The organism is Ruminococcus sp. zg-924 (assembly GCF_024433635.1).
Lineage (GTDB): Bacteria > Bacillota > Clostridia > Oscillospirales > Acutalibacteraceae > UBA7067.
Window position 1 is genome coordinate 61,020 of the sequence record NZ_WNJZ01000012.1, and the last position, 14,879, is coordinate 75,898.

Sequence of the window (14,879 nt, forward strand, 5' to 3'; positions counted from 1 at the left end):
CATTTGCACAAATTTAGTAAAATATAGTATATAATAATTACTGTTCCATTGACTTTTTGTCGGAAAAAACGTATAATAACTCTGTTATGTCCGTGTAAAAGCGAACTAACAGAGTTTTGTTTTGCTCTGCACGGAGCTATATTCAGTATTGGAGGATACACACACATGAAAAGAGTGTCAAAACCGGTATTCTTCATCGTGGCAATCCTTGTGCTTGCCTTGAGCTATTTCGCTATATTCGGCTTTACAACCCAGTACGGCGATATCAAGACAACTGTTATCAAGGGCGTAAACGACATTCGCTGGGGCATTGATATTAAGGGCGGCGTTGAGGCTACCTTTAAGCCGGCAGGCGATGTTGACGCTACTGATGAGGAAATGGAAGCCGCTAAGGCGGTTATTGAAACAAGACTTGTTTCAAGCAACATCACAGACTATGAGCTTTACGCTGACAGCTCATCAGACCGCATTATTGTTCGTTTCCCTTGGAAAGAGGACGAGGAAAACTTTGACCCCGAGAAGGCTATTGAGGAAATCTCGGCAACTGCATTGCTTACGTTCCGTCCGGGTAATTCCTATGCGTCAACCGAGCGTGACGCAAATGGAAATTTGGTTTGCAAAACTCCTACGGGCGAAACCGAGGAGGTTTTGATGGACGGCAGTAATGTTGCAAAGGCTGAGCCTGTTATGGATACATCAAAGGGTACAGCGGAATATATGGTATCGCTTACTCTTAAAGATGCGTCAATTTTTAAAGACATCACAGAAAAGTACTTAAAAAAGACAGTGTCTATATGGATGGATGACATTATGTTGTCTGCTCCGACCGTAAATGATGTAATCTCAAACGGCGAGGCTACTATTACGGGTGACTTTACAGCGCAGGAGGCAACCGACCTTGCAAACAAGATTAACGCCGGTGCGCTTCCGTTTGAGCTTGAAACCGCAAGCTTCGGAACAATCAGCCCGACTCTTGGCGCATCATCGCTTACTGCTATGGCTTACGCCGCAATTGCAGCAGTTATAATTCTTGCGCTTCTTATGATTATTGTATACCGTCTGCCAGGTTTTGTTGCGTCAATTGCGCTTATCGGACAGGTTGGCTTGATGGTTGCAACAATATCCGGCTTCTTCCCGGTATTCTCAAGCTTTACAATGACTCTTCCGGGTATTGCGGGTCTTATTCTTTCAATTGGTATGGGCGTTGACGCTAACATTATCACAGCCGAGAGAATCAGAGAAGAGCTTCGCTCAGGAAAGACTATTGACACAGCAATAGCCAAGGGTTCAAAGAGCAGCTTCTCGGCTATCTTTGACGGTAACGTAACGGTTATTATAGTTGCGCTTATCCTGCTTTTGGTGTTCGGCCCGTCAAACATTCTCTCCGTTATCTTCGGACAGTCAACAACAGGTACAATATATGCCTTTGGTTACACCCTGCTTATGGGCGTTGTAGCAAACTTTGTAATGGGTGTGTTTGCGTCAAGATTGATGCTTAAGTCAATTTCAGGCTTCAAAATCTTCCGCAAAAAGTTCTTGTATGGAGGTGTTGGCAAATGAACAAGACTATAGAAACAGCTCCAAAAAAGGTGATTGACTTTTTCGGCAAGAGGAAAATCTTCTTTGGTATTTCGCTTGCAATATTTGCCCTTGGTATTATCTGCAACATTATTTTCGGTACTCAGCTTGACATTCAGTTTACAGGCGGCGCAATAGTAAAATACAGCTACACCGGCGCAATAGACGAGGAACAGCTTAAGGACGTTCTTCAGAATGCAACTGAGCAGGAAATCTCATTCTCTATTTCAAAGAATATGATTGCCGGCGAGGATAACAGCGACGATAATTACATAGTATCACTCCAGTTCACAGGCACAGATTCACTTGAGTTTGAGCAGCAGAAGGCTATTACAGAAACACTTACTAAGACATTCCCGGACAACAACTTTGAATACAGCGAGTCAAGCTCAGTTGAATCTACAATGGGCTGGAAGTTCTTCTTAAAGTGTATTGTAGCCGTTGCAATAGCTTGTGCGCTGATGGTGCTTTACGTTACCTTCAGATTCAAAAAAATCGGCGGTCTTGCCGCAGGTATGATGGCGCTTGTAGCGCTCTTCCACGATGTTCTGGTAATTTACTTCTTCTATGTAATTATGAGAATGCCGCTTGACGGTAACTTTATAGCCGTTGTTCTTATGATTCTCGGTTACTCGCTTAACGATACAATCGTTATTTATGACAGAATCAGAGAGAACCGCAAAATTCTCGGCGGCAGAACTGACCTTGCGGTGCTTACGAACATAAGCCTCACACAGGTTATCAGAAGAACACTTCTTACCTCAATTTCAACCTTGCTTGCAGTTGGCTGCGTTTTGACAGTCGGAATTATCTTCAATCTCGACTCTGTAACAAAGTTCGCTATGCCGACTATGGTTGGTCTTATTTCAGGCTGCTACTCTTCAATTGCTATTGCCACACCGCTTTGGGTTATGTGGGAAAAACGCAAAAAGAGCAAGGGAAAGAAATCTGCATAAGATTTGACATTACAATAAATAATGTTATACTTAAAGGGCGTGGCAACACGCCCTTTTGTGTTAGCTCTGAGTGTGATTATCAGCAGGTTTAGGGAACGGTGTGTGCCGCTGCGCAGAAAGAATTATGAAAAATCGCTGAAAGCTTGACAGAACACAGACTTGCCATTTGGGAATTTATAAACTGAAAAAGAGGAAAGAAAATGCCAATAATAGAGTGTAAAAACATATCAATGAGCTATGACGGTGTAACCGTTTTCGACAGCCTGAGCTTCAGTGTTGAGAGCGGCGACTACCTGTGCATTGTCGGAGAAAACGGGTCGGGCAAGAGCACGCTTATGAAGGGACTTTTGGGATTAAAGCCGCTTAAAAGCGGAGAAATAATCTACTCAGACGGACTCAAAAGAAACGAAATAGGCTACCTGCCGCAGCAGACAGGCGCACAAAAAGATTTTCCCGCCTCTGTGTATGAGGTAGTGCTGTCGGGCAGGCTCAACAAGAGAGGCTTTGCACCGTTTTATTCAAGAGCTGATAAGAAGGCGGCTCTCGACAATATGGAGAGGCTGGGCATTATGAAGCTGAAAAACCGCTGTTACAGAGAGCTGTCGGGCGGTCAGCAGCAGAGAGTACTGCTTGCAAGGGCACTTTGCGCCACAAGCAAGCTGCTTATCCTGGACGAGCCTGTTACGGGACTTGACCCGTTGGCGGCGTCTGAGATGTATGATATTATAAAGAAATTGAACAAAGAAAACGGAATAACGGTTATAATGGTGTCGCACGATATTGTTGCAGCGGTTGACAAGGCAGACTATATTCTGCATTTGAGTAACAAGGAGCTGTTTTTCGGCTCAACCGCCGACTACACCCACAGCGAAATTGGCAGCCGCTTTTTGTATCATAACTGCCACTGCGAGGGCTGCGAAAGACATTCTAAGCATCATCACGATGTATCGCATATTAAGCACTATACCGGAGAGCAGAATTGAAAAATGCTCGTTGAACCTCACCTTTATCTACGGAAGGAGTTTATATAAAATTATGAATGAGCTTTTAGAAATGCTGTCCTTTTCATTTATGCAGAGGGCATTCATAGTTGGTGTTCCTGTTGCGCTGTGTGCGGCTTTACTCGGCGTTAGCCTTGTACTTAAGCGTTACGCCATGATAGGCGACGGACTGTCGCATGTTGGCTTTGGTGCGCTTGCAATAGCCTCTGCGTTCAACCTTGCTCCGTTATGGGTGTCTGTTCCGGTTGTTGTAATTTCCGCATTTCTGCTTTTGCGCCTGAGTGAGAGCAGTAAGATAAAGGGCGACTCGGCTATTGCGATTATCTCAAGCGGTGCGCTTGCAATAGGTGTTGTTGTTGCTACGGCGGGCAACGGTATGAATACTGATTTGAGCAACTATTTATTCGGAAGTATTCTTGCAACAAGCGAGGGCGATGCAATTTTAAGCGTCTGCCTGTCGGTTGTTGTGCTGATAATGTTTATTTTTTTCTACGGCAAAATTTTCGCTGTCACTTTTGACGAGAGCTTTTCAAAGGCTACCGGTGTGAACAGCGGTGCATATAATATGATTATCGCACTTCTTACTGCGCTTACAATAGTTATTGGTATGCGCATAATGGGCACACTTTTAATTTCAAGCCTTATTATTTTCCCTGCGCTTACATCAATGCGACTTTGCAAAACATATAAGAGGGTAATAATCTGCTCATCAATTGTTTCGGTTGTGTGCTTTATTGCAGGCATTGTCGGCTCGTACTTTCTTGAAACGCCGACAGGTGCAACGATTGTTATTATGAATATGATAATGTTCCTTGTGTTCACCGTTTTGTCAAAGGTTAGAGGAAGGTAATAGGAGTGAGATTTGATGCTTCAGGATATTTTTCCGGCTCAGCTTAAAATAGAATACGAAAACGCACAGCCGCTGGACGACTGTGCGCTGATTGTCTTTGTTGGCGAATGTGCTCTTGTACGCTTTGAAGGAGGAGAATTTTTCTTTCCGTCTGTCGGAGATTTTAAGGAGCATAAGAATGAGATGCGCTATCTTTTCAGAATGAACGATGAGAGGTTTTTCCTGTTGAATCTCGATTCTCTCAGCGTGCCTGATGGATACAGCCTTGAGGGTATGCAGCGTTTCAGAACGGCTCAGCCGCAGTACAAGGCATTTGCCGTTGTTACAGCCAAGCATATAAGCGGATTCTACCGCTGCAACACATTTTGCGGCTGCTGCGGTACGCAATTAAAACACAGTGAGAGTGAAAGAGCAATGTGCTGTGATGGCTGCGGCAAAACCTACTATCCGCAAATTGCGCCGAGCGTTATTGTAGCCGTTACGGACGGCGACAGGTTACTGCTGACGAAATACAACAGTGCTCACAGCTCCTACAAAAAATATGCACTCGTCGCAGGCTACTGTGAAACAGGGGAGAGCGCAGAGGAAACGGTTCGCCGTGAGGTGATGGAGGAGGTAGGGCTTAAGGTAAAGGACATAACTTACTACAAAAGCCAACCCTGGGGCTTTACGGGAACGCTTTTGCTCGGATACTTTGCCCGTCTGGACGGCAGCGATAAGCTGAATATTGATGAGGCGGAGCTGTCAAAGGCAAAGTGGTTTCACCGCAGCGAGCTGCCGCCTACTGATTTAAGCATAAGCCTGACAAGCGAAATGATTGAGCATTTCAGAACATTAATACCAAACGCAAACTAAAAGAGATTGGCAATAAAAAGGCTGTATCAAACGGATTTAGTTCCGAGTGATGCAGCCATTTTCGTTGTTATATTGATTAGCTGTGGTTTATTGCCTTGTAGTAGTGCCTTCTGTAAAGCACAAATGTCACGAAGGATAATACAAGCAGAATAGCCGAGTAGATGAAGAAGTACATAAATATACCGTTTGCGTAGCCTACAAAGAGATTGTAAAGCGAACGGGTATTTATGTTAATTTGCGATATTTTGCCCGAAAGCAACACCACGGTAGGGACAAGAGTAACCGAAATAAAAGCTCCGGCACAGCCGTAGCAAAGGTAGCGGTAGCGTCTGTGCTTAAATTTGTTGGTAAACGCTATTATTGCGCTGATAATAAGCGCAGCCGCAGCAAGAGATATTGTTATTATCACAACGGGTTTTGAAGCGTTGTAAATATAGTTTGCAACGAAAGAGAAAAACGGAATTGAAACCTGTGTAACGTATCTTTCGCATGCCTGCTCAACAAAGTAGTCAAGGTTCTCCTGTGAGGTTTTGCTCTTGTCAATTCCGTTATCGTCCATATACTTATCAAGAGCAGCATAAAGCTGCTGCTTAAACTCCGTTGTGTTAACAAGCGTTTTATCGCCGCAGTAGAATGCAGAAATATATTGTTTCTCAATTTCCGTAATATCAAGGCTGTTTACGAAGTCCTCGGCGAAGCTTTCGTCAAGTCCGCTTGCATTGCCAAGGCTTTTAAGCTCGGTTTTCAGCTCGTCTTCAAGCATTGAGTAATAGCCTGTTTCCGCCATTTTGCTCAGCATATAATCCTGTGAGAAAACTGTGGTTTCCAAAACCATAAACACGCTGAGCAGAAAAAGTACAAACGCAAGCATAAATGAAAGCAAGCCGTATATTATGGGCTTAACCTTGGATTTTTGCCTGCTGTGTGAATTATAAGACATTTTTCTGACCTCGCCTTCATTTTGTTTTATCTATCTGAATATTGCTCGAAAGCGGCTTTGCGTATACAAAGCATCTTTTAGGAGTAAGCCCAAGCTCGTCAAACGGGTAGCAGGTGTATAAAATCAGATTTTCCTTGTCGGCTGCGAGGTCATAAGCCGACTTGTCGTTATAATTCTTGATTTGAACGTCTGTTATTTCATATTTGTAGTTGCCGTAGCTTGTTCTTATCAAAATCTGCTGGCCTGTTTGAGCGTACTTAAGACCGTTGAAGTAGGTGTTGTTGTGGCCGCCTATAAGAATTGTTTTGCCATATCCGGGAATTGCGCTGCCGTTATAAAGTCCTACGCCGTTGTTAAGAGCAATATCGTTGTCACCGAAAAACAGTTTGGTGTTTATTTGACAATCCTCGATAATAAGCTCGCCAAACTGGTCGCCGTAGCTTGGAAACTCAATTTCGGAAAGCTTTATTGTTTCCTTGTTTTCAACAGGTTTTGTTTCCTCATTAACGGGAACAAAGATGTTGTTGTATTTCTCGGAGAAATTTTTCTCCGTGTTTGAGAAAAACAGACTGCCCATAGAAACAAGCCCTGACAATGATGGGGAAAGGGCAAAGAAACAGATAAGGTATATTGCTGCACAAAAGATAATGGGAAGAATTATAAAATTCTTCCCATTAAAAGAGTGGCGTTTTGAATGGTTATGATTATGCTTCATTCTTCTTAGCCTTGAAGAGATAAACACCTGCGGCTGAAACAAGAAGAACGCCAACACCTGCAACAGAAATAACGCCCGGAACGTTAAAGTCTGCGCCTGTTGTTTTAATTGGGTCGTTGCCTGCGCCGCTGCCAAAGTTAGCACTGAATACCACCTTACCGTTTGTGTCAACAATGCTTACAGCACCGGTTGCTTTTGTGTAAGAAAGGGTAAGACCAACCGGAGAAAGTGCTGTGTTAATCTTAGCAACGAGAGTGTTTGCCTGATCTACTGTGAGATCTGTCATATGAGCAATGCCAATGCTTTCAATGTATGCCTTAGCGTCCTCAATACCGGCAATTACTGCGTCTGCTTGCTCTTCTGTATAATCTACTGTGTTAAAGTAGTTTTCTGCCTGATTGATATAGCTTGCAGGAATTGACTTTTCAACGCCGTCCATTGTAACGGTTGTGTGAAGTTCGTCAAGAATTTTCTGCTCGGCTGCGTTAATTCCGGCAGCAGAAGCGGCGACTGTTGCAGAAACAGCGATAACGCCGGCAAGAAGTGCAGATGAAAGAACCTTTGCAATTTTTTTCATAATTTAAATCTTCCTTTCTAAAAAAAGATTATTGTTAAGGTTACAGTATTCCTTATATTTTTGTATCAGCTTAATTATACGCTTTGCAATTCTGTTTGTCAACAAAAAAGCCAATGATTTTTATATAAAATTTTAAAAAATCAGCATTAGACAGCTTCAGTATTTAGATACACAATATATTGTGTGATTTGTTAATGAGTAAAGGGTGAGTAATTGAAAAATTTCCTGACTTGTGGTATAATAAAACTTAACTGTGGGTGAAAATAAAACACCGTATTATATAAAAGTCAGGAGGAGTGCGAAATGCCGGATTTTAAGCTTCATTCAAAATTTATCCCGACAGGCGACCAGCCGCAGGCTATTGATTCAATAGTAAAAGCTATTCAAAACGGTGACAGAGAGCAGTCGCTTTTGGGCGTTACAGGCTCAGGTAAAACCTTTACTATGGCAAACGTAATTGAGCGTGTAAACCGCCCTACCCTTGTGCTGGCGCACAACAAAACCTTGGCGGCTCAGCTTTGCAGTGAGTTCAAGGAGTTCTTCCCCGAAAATGCGGTGGAATACTTTGTGTCTTACTATGACTATTATCAGCCTGAGGCTTATGTTGCCCAGACCGACACATATATTGAAAAGGACAGCTCAATTAATGACGAGATAGATAAGCTCCGCCACAGCGCAACGCTTGCGCTTTCGGAACGGCGTGATGTTATAATAGTGTCAAGCGTTTCGTGCATATACTCCCTTGGTAACCCAATTGACTACCGAAATATGGTTATCAGCCTGCGTCCCGGTATGGAGAAAAACCGTGACGAGCTGCTTCAAAAGCTTGTGGAGCTGCAATATGAGAGAAATGACATAAGCTTTACCCGAAACAAGTTCAGGGTCAGGGGAGATGTTGTTGAGATTTTTCCGGCAGGCAGCGGCGACAGAATTTTGAGGGTTGAGTTCTTCGGCGACGAAATCGACAGAATAACTGAGCTTAACCCCCTTACGGGCGAGGTGCTTGGTTCTTTGCGCCACGCCGCAGTTTATCCTGCCTCACATTATATTGTGCCTCAGGAGAGAATGAGCAAGGCGCTGATGGACATTGAAGAGGAGCTTGAAAGCCGTCTTGAATACTTCCGCTCACACGGAAAGCTGCTTGAAGCACAGCGAATTGAACAGCGCACACGCTATGATATGGAAATGCTCAGGGAGATAGGCTTTTGCTCCGGAATAGAGAACTACTCAAGGATAATTTCCGGCAGAGCGCCCGGAAGCTCGCCTTATACTCTGCTTGATTACTTCCCAAAGGATTTTCTGCTGTTTGTTGACGAGTCGCACGTTACTCTGCCACAGGTCAGAGGAATGTACGCCGGTGACAGAGCAAGAAAGGAAAACCTTGTGAATTACGGCTTCCGTCTGCCGTCTGCGTTCGACAATCGTCCCTTGAATTTTGACGAGTTTTATGAGAGAATTAACCAGGCGGTCTATGTAAGCGCAACTCCGGGCGAGTTTGAGAAGGAACACTCAACGCAGATTGTCGAGCAGGTGATTCGCCCGACAGGTCTTTTAGACCCGAATATTTCTGTTCGGCCGACAGACGGTCAGATAGACGACCTTGTGTCCGAAATTAACCAAAGGGCGGCTAAGGGCGAGCGTGTGCTTGTTACTACGCTGACAAAGAAGATGGCGGAGGATTTGACCGCATATTTTTCAGACTTCGGAATCAGAGTGCGCTATATGCACCACGATATTGATACTGTGGAGAGAATGGAGATTATCCGTGATTTGCGCCTTGGCGAGTTTGACGTGCTTGTGGGAATTAACCTTCTGCGTGAGGGTCTTGACATTCCGGAGGTTTCGCTTGTTGCTATTCTCGACGCAGATAAGGAAGGGTTTTTGAGGAGCGAGCGTTCACTTATTCAGACAATCGGCAGAGCTGCCAGAAACGCAAACGGCGAGGTTATAATGTATGCCGATACGGTAACGCCGTCAATGGAAAGCGCTATTAAGGAAACACTCCGCCGCCGTGAAATTCAGGACGAATATAATAAGAAGCACGGCATAACGCCGAAAACAATAGTTAAAAAGGTAAGCGATGTGCTTGAAATTTCAAGCAAGGACAAGCACGAAAAAACGAAGAACACAAAGCAGCTTACAAAAGCGGAAAAGCAGGAGCTTATTGTTTCGCTTACAAAGGAAATGAAGGCAGCGGCAAAGCTGCTTGAATTTGAGCACGCAGCGTATTTGAGGGATAAGATAAAGAAGCTGCGAGGAGAGAAGTAAGCCTTAAGATTTATCTTCCTTTAACAAGGGAGGCTAACTAAAACCCAGTTGCAGTAAAACAGAGAAATAAAATATCGAATACAAAAGGAGTTTGTGGTCAGAATAATGGCAAGGAAAAAACAAACGCAGGAATACGGCAACGACAGCATAGTTTCATTAAAAGGAGCCGACAGAGTAAGAAAACGTCCGGCGGTTATTTTTGGCTCTGACGGTCTTGACGGCTGTTGCCACAGCGTCTTTGAGATTTTGTCAAACTCAATTGACGAGGCAAGAGAGGGCTTTGGCAAACAGATTAATATAACTAAGTTTGAGGACGGCTCAATAGAGGTTGAGGACTTTGGGCGAGGTATTCCTGTTGACTATAACAACAACGAGCAGAAATATAATTGGGAGCTTGTTTTTTGCGAACTTTACGCAGGCGGCAAGTACAATAATACGGACAGTGAAAGTTATGAGTTTTCACTCGGCTTAAACGGGCTTGGTTTGTGTTCAACCCAGTATTCATCGGAATATATGGACGTTGATATCCGCCGTGACGGATACCGCTATACTCTGCACTTTGAAAAAGGCGAAAATATTGGCGGACTTAAAAAAGAAAAGTACGATAAAAAGGACACGGGTACAAGAATAAAATGGAAGCCCGACATTGAGGTTTTTACAGACATTAACGTGCCTGCCGAGTACTTTGAAGATACGCTGAAGCGTCAGGCTATTGTAAACGCAGGCGTGAACTTTACGTTGAAAATTCAAAAGGGCAAAACATTTGAAACTTATGAGTACAACTATAAAAACGGCATAACGGATTATGTTGAGGAAATTACAAAAGACTTGGCGCTTACCTCTGTGCAGACTTGGCAGGGTGAGAGTATGTGCAAAGACCGTGACGACAAGCCGGAATACAGGGTGAAAATGAGTTTTGCGCTGACCTTTTCAAACAAGGTGAGCCTTACCGAGTATTACCACAACTCAAGCTGGCTTGAGCATGGCGGCTCGCCGGACTTGGCGGTTAAGAACGCCTTTGTATATCAGATTGACTCGTACTTAAAACAGAACGGAAAGTACAATAAAAACGAAAGCAAGATTAAATTTGCCGACGTTGAGGACTGCCTTGTGCTTATCGGCTCGTCATTTTCAAGCATAACCTCATACGCTAACCAGACGAAAAAGGCGATAACAAATAAGGGTATACAGCAGGCTATGACGGAGTTTTTGCGACATAAGCTTGAGGTGTATTTTATAGAGAATCCGCTTGAAGCGGATAAGATTGCCGCACAGGTGCTTATCAACAAGAGAAGCCGTGAAAGCGCAGAAAAAACAAGGCTTAATATACAGAAGAACCTGTCCAGTAAAATGGACATGACATCAAGGGTTGCCAAGTTTGTTGATTGCAGAAGTCGTGACAAGGCGGAGCGTGAGCTGTTTATTGTTGAGGGTGATTCGGCTCTCGGCGCTTGTAAGCAGGCACGAAACCCTGATTTTCAGGCAATTATGCCAATCAGAGGTAAAATACTCAACTGTCTTAAGGCTGACTATGACAAGATTTTCAAGAGCGAAATCATCACAGATTTGCTTAAGGTTCTCGGCTGTGGCGTTGAGGTTAAGACAAAGGCCAACAAGGAGCTTTCAACCTTTGACATTAACAACCTGCGCTGGAACAAGGTTATCATATGCACCGATGCCGATGTTGACGGATTCCAGATTCGTACACTTGTACTTACTATGATTTACCGTTTGACCCCGACCCTTATAGATGAGGGAAAGGTGTTTATTGCGGAGTCGCCGCTTTATGAAATTACGTCGAAAAATGATGTGTATTTTGCTTACAATGAGAGTGAGAAGGAGCAGTTCCTGAAGCAGATAGACGGTAAGTTCACAATTCAGCGTTCAAAGGGACTCGGTGAAAACGAGCCTGAAATGATGAATATGACAACAATGAATCCGAACACACGCCGACTCATCAAGGTACTTCCCGGCGATGTTGAGCAAAGTGCAAGAATGTTTGACATTCTGCTTGGCGATAACTTGAACGGTCGTAAGGAATTTATTATAGAAAACGGCGAGAGATACATTGATAATCTTGATTTGAGCTGAGAAAGGGGGAGAGGTTATGGCAAGAAAGAAGAAGGAAGCGCCACGAGCAGAAGCTAAGGTTCACGGTGTTATAAACGGAGCAGGAACGGTTGTAGAGCAGGAGATTCCGACAACACTTGAGGAAAACTATATGCCCTATGCCATGAGTGTAATTTTATCTCGTGCCATTCCTGAGATAGACGGCTTCAAGCCGAGCCACAGAAAGCTGCTGTTCACTATGTATAAAATGGGACTGCTCACAGGCGCAAGAACGAAGTCTGCGAATATTGTTGGACAGACAATGAAGCTAAACCCGCACGGTGATGCGGCAATTTATGACACTATGGTTCGACTCAGCCGAGGATATGAAGCGCTGTTGCACCCGTATGTTGACTCAAAGGGTAACTTTGGTAAGTTTTACAGCAGAGATATGGCTTGGGCGGCTTCACGTTATACCGAAGCAAAGCTCGACCCAATTTGCAACGAGCTTTTCCGTGACATTGACAAGGACACTGTTGATTTTGTTGATAACTATGACAATACTATGAAAGAGCCTTCTCTGCTGCCTGCAACTTATCCGTCAGTGCTTGTTAACGCAAATACAGGTATTGCAGTTGGTATGGCAAGCTCTATTTGCTCGTTCAATTTGAAAGAGGTCTGTGAAACCACTATTGCATTAATAAAGGATTCGGAGCACAATATATCGGACACTATGCCCGCGCCTGATTTTATCGGCGGCGCACAGATAATATATGATAAAAGTGTGTTCGACAACATTTACAAAACGGGCAGAGGCAGCTTTAAGGTTCGCTCACGCTATTCATACGATAAGAGTGCAAACTGCATTGACGTTGTGGGTATTCCCCCTACAACAACGAGCGAGGCGATAATTGAGAAGATAATCGACCTTGTTAAGGCGGGCAAGGTCAAGGAAATTTCAGATGTGCGTGACGAAACGGGTCTTGACGGTCTTAAGATTACAATCGACCTCAAAAGAGGAACAGACCCCGACAAGCTGATGCAGAGGCTTTACAAGCTGACTACGCTTGAGGACAGCTTCAGCTGTAACTTCAACGTGCTTATCGCCGGAACCCCAAGAGTTCTTGGCGTGCGTGAGCTTTTGCAGGAGTGGACTGCATTCCGCATTGAATGTGTTCGCCGCAGGGTTTACTTTGACTTGCACAAAAAGAAAGACAAGCTTCACCTTTTACAGGGCTTGAAGCTTATCTTGCTTGATATAGACAAGGCTGTCAGAATTGTAAGGGAAACTGCCGAGGAATCCGAGGTTGTTCCTAATCTTATGATAGGCTTTGGCATTGACGAGATTCAGGCTGAGTTTGTTGCCGAAATCAAGCTTCGCCACTTGAACAGAGAGTACATTTTAAAGCGTACAACTGAAGTTGACGAGCTTGAAAAGAGTATTGCTGAGCTTGAAGCAATACTTGCGAGCAAGACAAAGGTTAAGAACATTATTATCAAGGAGCTTCAAGCTGTCGCTGAAAAATACGGCCAGCCACGCCGAAGCATACTTGTTTATGCAAGCGATATTGAGCAGATTGAGGAGGCAGAGGAGATACCCGACTATCCGGTGAACTTGTTCTTCACAAAAGAGGGCTATTTCAAAAAAATTACTCCTTTGTCGCTTAGAATGAGCGGTGAACAAAAGCTAAAGGACGGCGACAAAATACGGCTGTCTTTTGAAACAACAAACTCGGCTGAGCTTTTGTTCTTTACGAATAAATGTCAGGTTTATAAGGCGAGGGCGAATGATTTTGCCGACACAAAGGCGAGCGTTATGGGTGATTATATTCCTGCTAAGCTCGGTATGGATGAGGGTGAGCAGGCTATTGAGATGATAGTCACAAAGGACTATAAGGGCATTTTACTGTTTGTTTTTGATAATGGCAAGGTGGCAAAGCTTAGCCTTGATTTGTACGCAACAAAAACCAACCGCAAAAAGCTGACGGGCGCATACAGCGATAAGTCGCCGATAGCTGCAATTGCTCTGACTCAGGACGAGGGCGAGTTTGTGTTGACTGCGTCCTCCGGAAGAATGTTGTTGTTCAACTCGGCTCTTTTAGCGCAAAAATCAACACGAAGCACACAGGGCGTTTCCGTAATGCGTCTTAAAAAGGGTCAGCGTGTTATGAGCATTGAGCCGTATGTCGACGGCAGATTTGAAAAGCCAACTCGCTACCGCAGCAAAACTCTGCCGGCCCTCGGCGCATTTCCTGCCGCAGAGGACGAGGCACAGCAGCTGACGATTATATAAAAACCCTCTTGTTTATAGGGAGGGGTAAAAGCCGCACGCACTTCATTTTTACCGGTTTTATTTAACCGTTCTGTATGATGAGTACAGGGCGGTTATCTTTTTTTAAATATTTTAATTTTTTTGCCTGTTTCCATACAACATTTTATAACGTGTTGTGTTCCTCTTGATTTACCGTCCCAAAAAGCAAGAATCATATCAGAATAGTCAATTATCTGTATATTCCTCTTTAGCGGTGCGCTTCTTCCGTATGATTTATAGTCGGGTAAAAATTCTGTATATTTTATCTTATTTTTAGTAGCGTATTTTTTGGCACAGCTATCAATGCCAATAGCACCTCCGGACACAATTTCATCTGTATTATGCGGAAGATAATCCTGTAAATTGTTTACTGTTAGAGTTCTTGAACCTATTACTGCAACTTTCATATAATCACCAAGTATATCTTAGAACAATATAATCTAAATGTCAATAGAATAAGCTGTTCTTGATATACTAATTTTGGTGATTGCCTTGAAATATAAAAGAATTCGTGATTTGCGTGAAGACCACGATTATACCCAGTCGCAAATAGGGAAAATGATTAATATAACACAAAGAAATTATGCGTATTATGAATCCGGCGAGCATATTATACCGCCGCATATTCTCTCGGCTTTAGCTGACGTTTATGATGTGAGCGTTGACTATATTCTTGAGAGAACAGACAATCCTGAAATCAATAAATAACCGTTCTGTATCATGAGTACAGGGCGGTTATTTTGCTTTGAAAACAACAAGGACCGTACTTGCGTACAGCC

13 protein-coding genes are annotated in these 14,879 nt (G+C 43.7%); 9 read left to right on the forward strand and 4 right to left on the reverse strand.

Annotated elements, in window-relative coordinates; all coding sequences use genetic code 11:
- Positions 1 to 165: 165 nt before the first annotated feature.
- The 5 genes from secD (at position 166) to nudC (ending at position 5,240) form a co-directional block, all read left to right on the forward strand.
- Entirely contained in the window at positions 166 to 1,560 is a 1,395-nt protein-coding gene (gene secD / locus GMA13_RS07025; RefSeq protein WP_255883397.1) for a protein translocase subunit SecD, read from the forward strand.
- Positions 1,557 to 2,534, forward strand: a complete 978-nt coding sequence (gene secF / locus GMA13_RS07030) for a protein translocase subunit SecF (RefSeq protein ID WP_255883398.1) — start codon at positions 1,557 to 1,559, stop codon at positions 2,532 to 2,534. The genes secD and secF overlap by 4 nt, the downstream gene beginning before the upstream one ends.
- A 200-nt stretch (positions 2,535 to 2,734) precedes the next feature.
- Complete coding sequence (locus GMA13_RS07035; RefSeq protein ID WP_255883399.1) at positions 2,735 to 3,517, forward strand: metal ABC transporter ATP-binding protein; 783 nt, start codon at positions 2,735 to 2,737, stop codon at positions 3,515 to 3,517.
- 49 nt (positions 3,518 to 3,566) lie between these two features.
- Positions 3,567 to 4,385, forward strand: a complete 819-nt coding sequence (locus GMA13_RS07040) for a metal ABC transporter permease (RefSeq protein ID WP_255883428.1) — start codon at positions 3,567 to 3,569, stop codon at positions 4,383 to 4,385.
- Between the two features lie 15 nt (positions 4,386 to 4,400).
- Entirely contained in the window at positions 4,401 to 5,240 is an 840-nt protein-coding gene (gene nudC, locus GMA13_RS07045; protein WP_255883400.1) for an NAD(+) diphosphatase, read from the forward strand.
- Positions 5,241 to 5,316: 76 nt separating this feature from the next.
- Here the strand turns inward: nudC and GMA13_RS07050 are convergent, their stop codons facing one another.
- The 3 genes from GMA13_RS07050 to GMA13_RS07060 all read right to left on the reverse strand — a co-directional run bounded on the left by GMA13_RS07050 (position 5,317) and on the right by GMA13_RS07060 (position 7,472).
- Positions 5,317 to 6,180, reverse strand: coding sequence for a hypothetical protein (locus tag GMA13_RS07050; protein WP_255883401.1), 864 nt, complete (start codon positions 6,178 to 6,180; stop codon positions 5,317 to 5,319).
- Between the two features lie 16 nt (positions 6,181 to 6,196).
- Positions 6,197 to 6,757: a class D sortase gene (locus GMA13_RS07055; protein WP_255883402.1), complete on the reverse strand. Its 561-nt coding sequence runs from the start codon at positions 6,755 to 6,757 to the stop codon at positions 6,197 to 6,199.
- Between the two features lie 127 nt (positions 6,758 to 6,884).
- A complete protein-coding gene (locus GMA13_RS07060) occupies positions 6,885 to 7,472 on the reverse strand; it encodes a hypothetical protein (protein WP_255883403.1) in 588 nt (195 codons plus the stop codon).
- A 303-nt stretch (positions 7,473 to 7,775) separates the two neighbouring features.
- On the opposite strand from GMA13_RS07060, the gene uvrB reads away from it, so the two are divergent.
- The 3 genes from uvrB (at position 7,776) to GMA13_RS07075 (ending at position 14,082) form a co-directional block, all read left to right on the forward strand.
- Positions 7,776 to 9,740, forward strand: coding sequence for an excinuclease ABC subunit UvrB (gene uvrB / locus GMA13_RS07065; RefSeq protein WP_255883404.1), 1,965 nt, complete (start codon positions 7,776 to 7,778; stop codon positions 9,738 to 9,740).
- 105 nt (positions 9,741 to 9,845) lie between these two features.
- The gene (locus tag GMA13_RS07070; RefSeq protein ID WP_255883405.1) at positions 9,846 to 11,831 is read left to right on the forward strand and encodes a type IIA DNA topoisomerase subunit B; all 1,986 of its coding nucleotides are present in this window, start codon (positions 9,846 to 9,848) and stop codon (positions 11,829 to 11,831) included.
- Between the two features lie 16 nt (positions 11,832 to 11,847).
- On the forward strand, positions 11,848 to 14,082 hold the full coding sequence (locus GMA13_RS07075; protein ID WP_255883406.1) for a DNA gyrase subunit A: 2,235 nt from the start codon (positions 11,848 to 11,850) through the stop codon (positions 14,080 to 14,082).
- A 92-nt stretch (positions 14,083 to 14,174) separates the two neighbouring features.
- On the opposite strand, the gene GMA13_RS07080 is transcribed toward GMA13_RS07075, so the two are convergent.
- A complete protein-coding gene (locus GMA13_RS07080; RefSeq protein ID WP_255883407.1) occupies positions 14,175 to 14,507 on the reverse strand; it encodes a DUF2493 domain-containing protein in 333 nt (110 codons plus the stop codon).
- Positions 14,508 to 14,592: 85 nt separating this feature from the next.
- Between GMA13_RS07080 and GMA13_RS07085 the strand changes: the two genes are divergently transcribed.
- Complete coding sequence (locus GMA13_RS07085) at positions 14,593 to 14,808, forward strand: helix-turn-helix domain-containing protein (RefSeq protein ID WP_255910667.1); 216 nt, start codon at positions 14,593 to 14,595, stop codon at positions 14,806 to 14,808.
- Positions 14,809 to 14,879: the final 71 nt, after the last annotated feature.

Bases quoted from the DNA above. Each gene is read 5' to 3' on its own strand.
- GMA13_RS07050 (WP_255883401.1), bottom strand. From the start codon at position 6,180: ATGTCTTATAATTCACACAGCAGGCAAAAATCCAAGGTTAAGCCCATA.
- GMA13_RS07060 (WP_255883403.1), bottom strand. From the start codon at position 7,472: ATGAAAAAAATTGCAAAGGTTCTTTCATCTGCACTTCTTGCCGGCGTT.
- secF (WP_255883398.1), top strand. From the start codon at position 1,557: ATGAACAAGACTATAGAAACAGCTCCAAAAAAGGTGATTGACTTTTTC.
- nudC (WP_255883400.1), top strand. From the start codon at position 4,401: ATGCTTCAGGATATTTTTCCGGCTCAGCTTAAAATAGAATACGAAAAC.
- GMA13_RS07035 (WP_255883399.1), top strand. From the start codon at position 2,735: ATGCCAATAATAGAGTGTAAAAACATATCAATGAGCTATGACGGTGTA.
- uvrB (WP_255883404.1), top strand. From the start codon at position 7,776: ATGCCGGATTTTAAGCTTCATTCAAAATTTATCCCGACAGGCGACCAG.
- secD (WP_255883397.1), top strand. From the start codon at position 166: ATGAAAAGAGTGTCAAAACCGGTATTCTTCATCGTGGCAATCCTTGTG.
- GMA13_RS07055 (WP_255883402.1), bottom strand. From the start codon at position 6,757: ATGGGCAGTCTGTTTTTCTCAAACACGGAGAAAAATTTCTCCGAGAAA.
- GMA13_RS07075 (WP_255883406.1), top strand. From the start codon at position 11,848: ATGGCAAGAAAGAAGAAGGAAGCGCCACGAGCAGAAGCTAAGGTTCAC.
- GMA13_RS07070 (WP_255883405.1), top strand. From the start codon at position 9,846: ATGGCAAGGAAAAAACAAACGCAGGAATACGGCAACGACAGCATAGTT.
- GMA13_RS07080 (WP_255883407.1), bottom strand. From the start codon at position 14,507: ATGAAAGTTGCAGTAATAGGTTCAAGAACTCTAACAGTAAACAATTTA.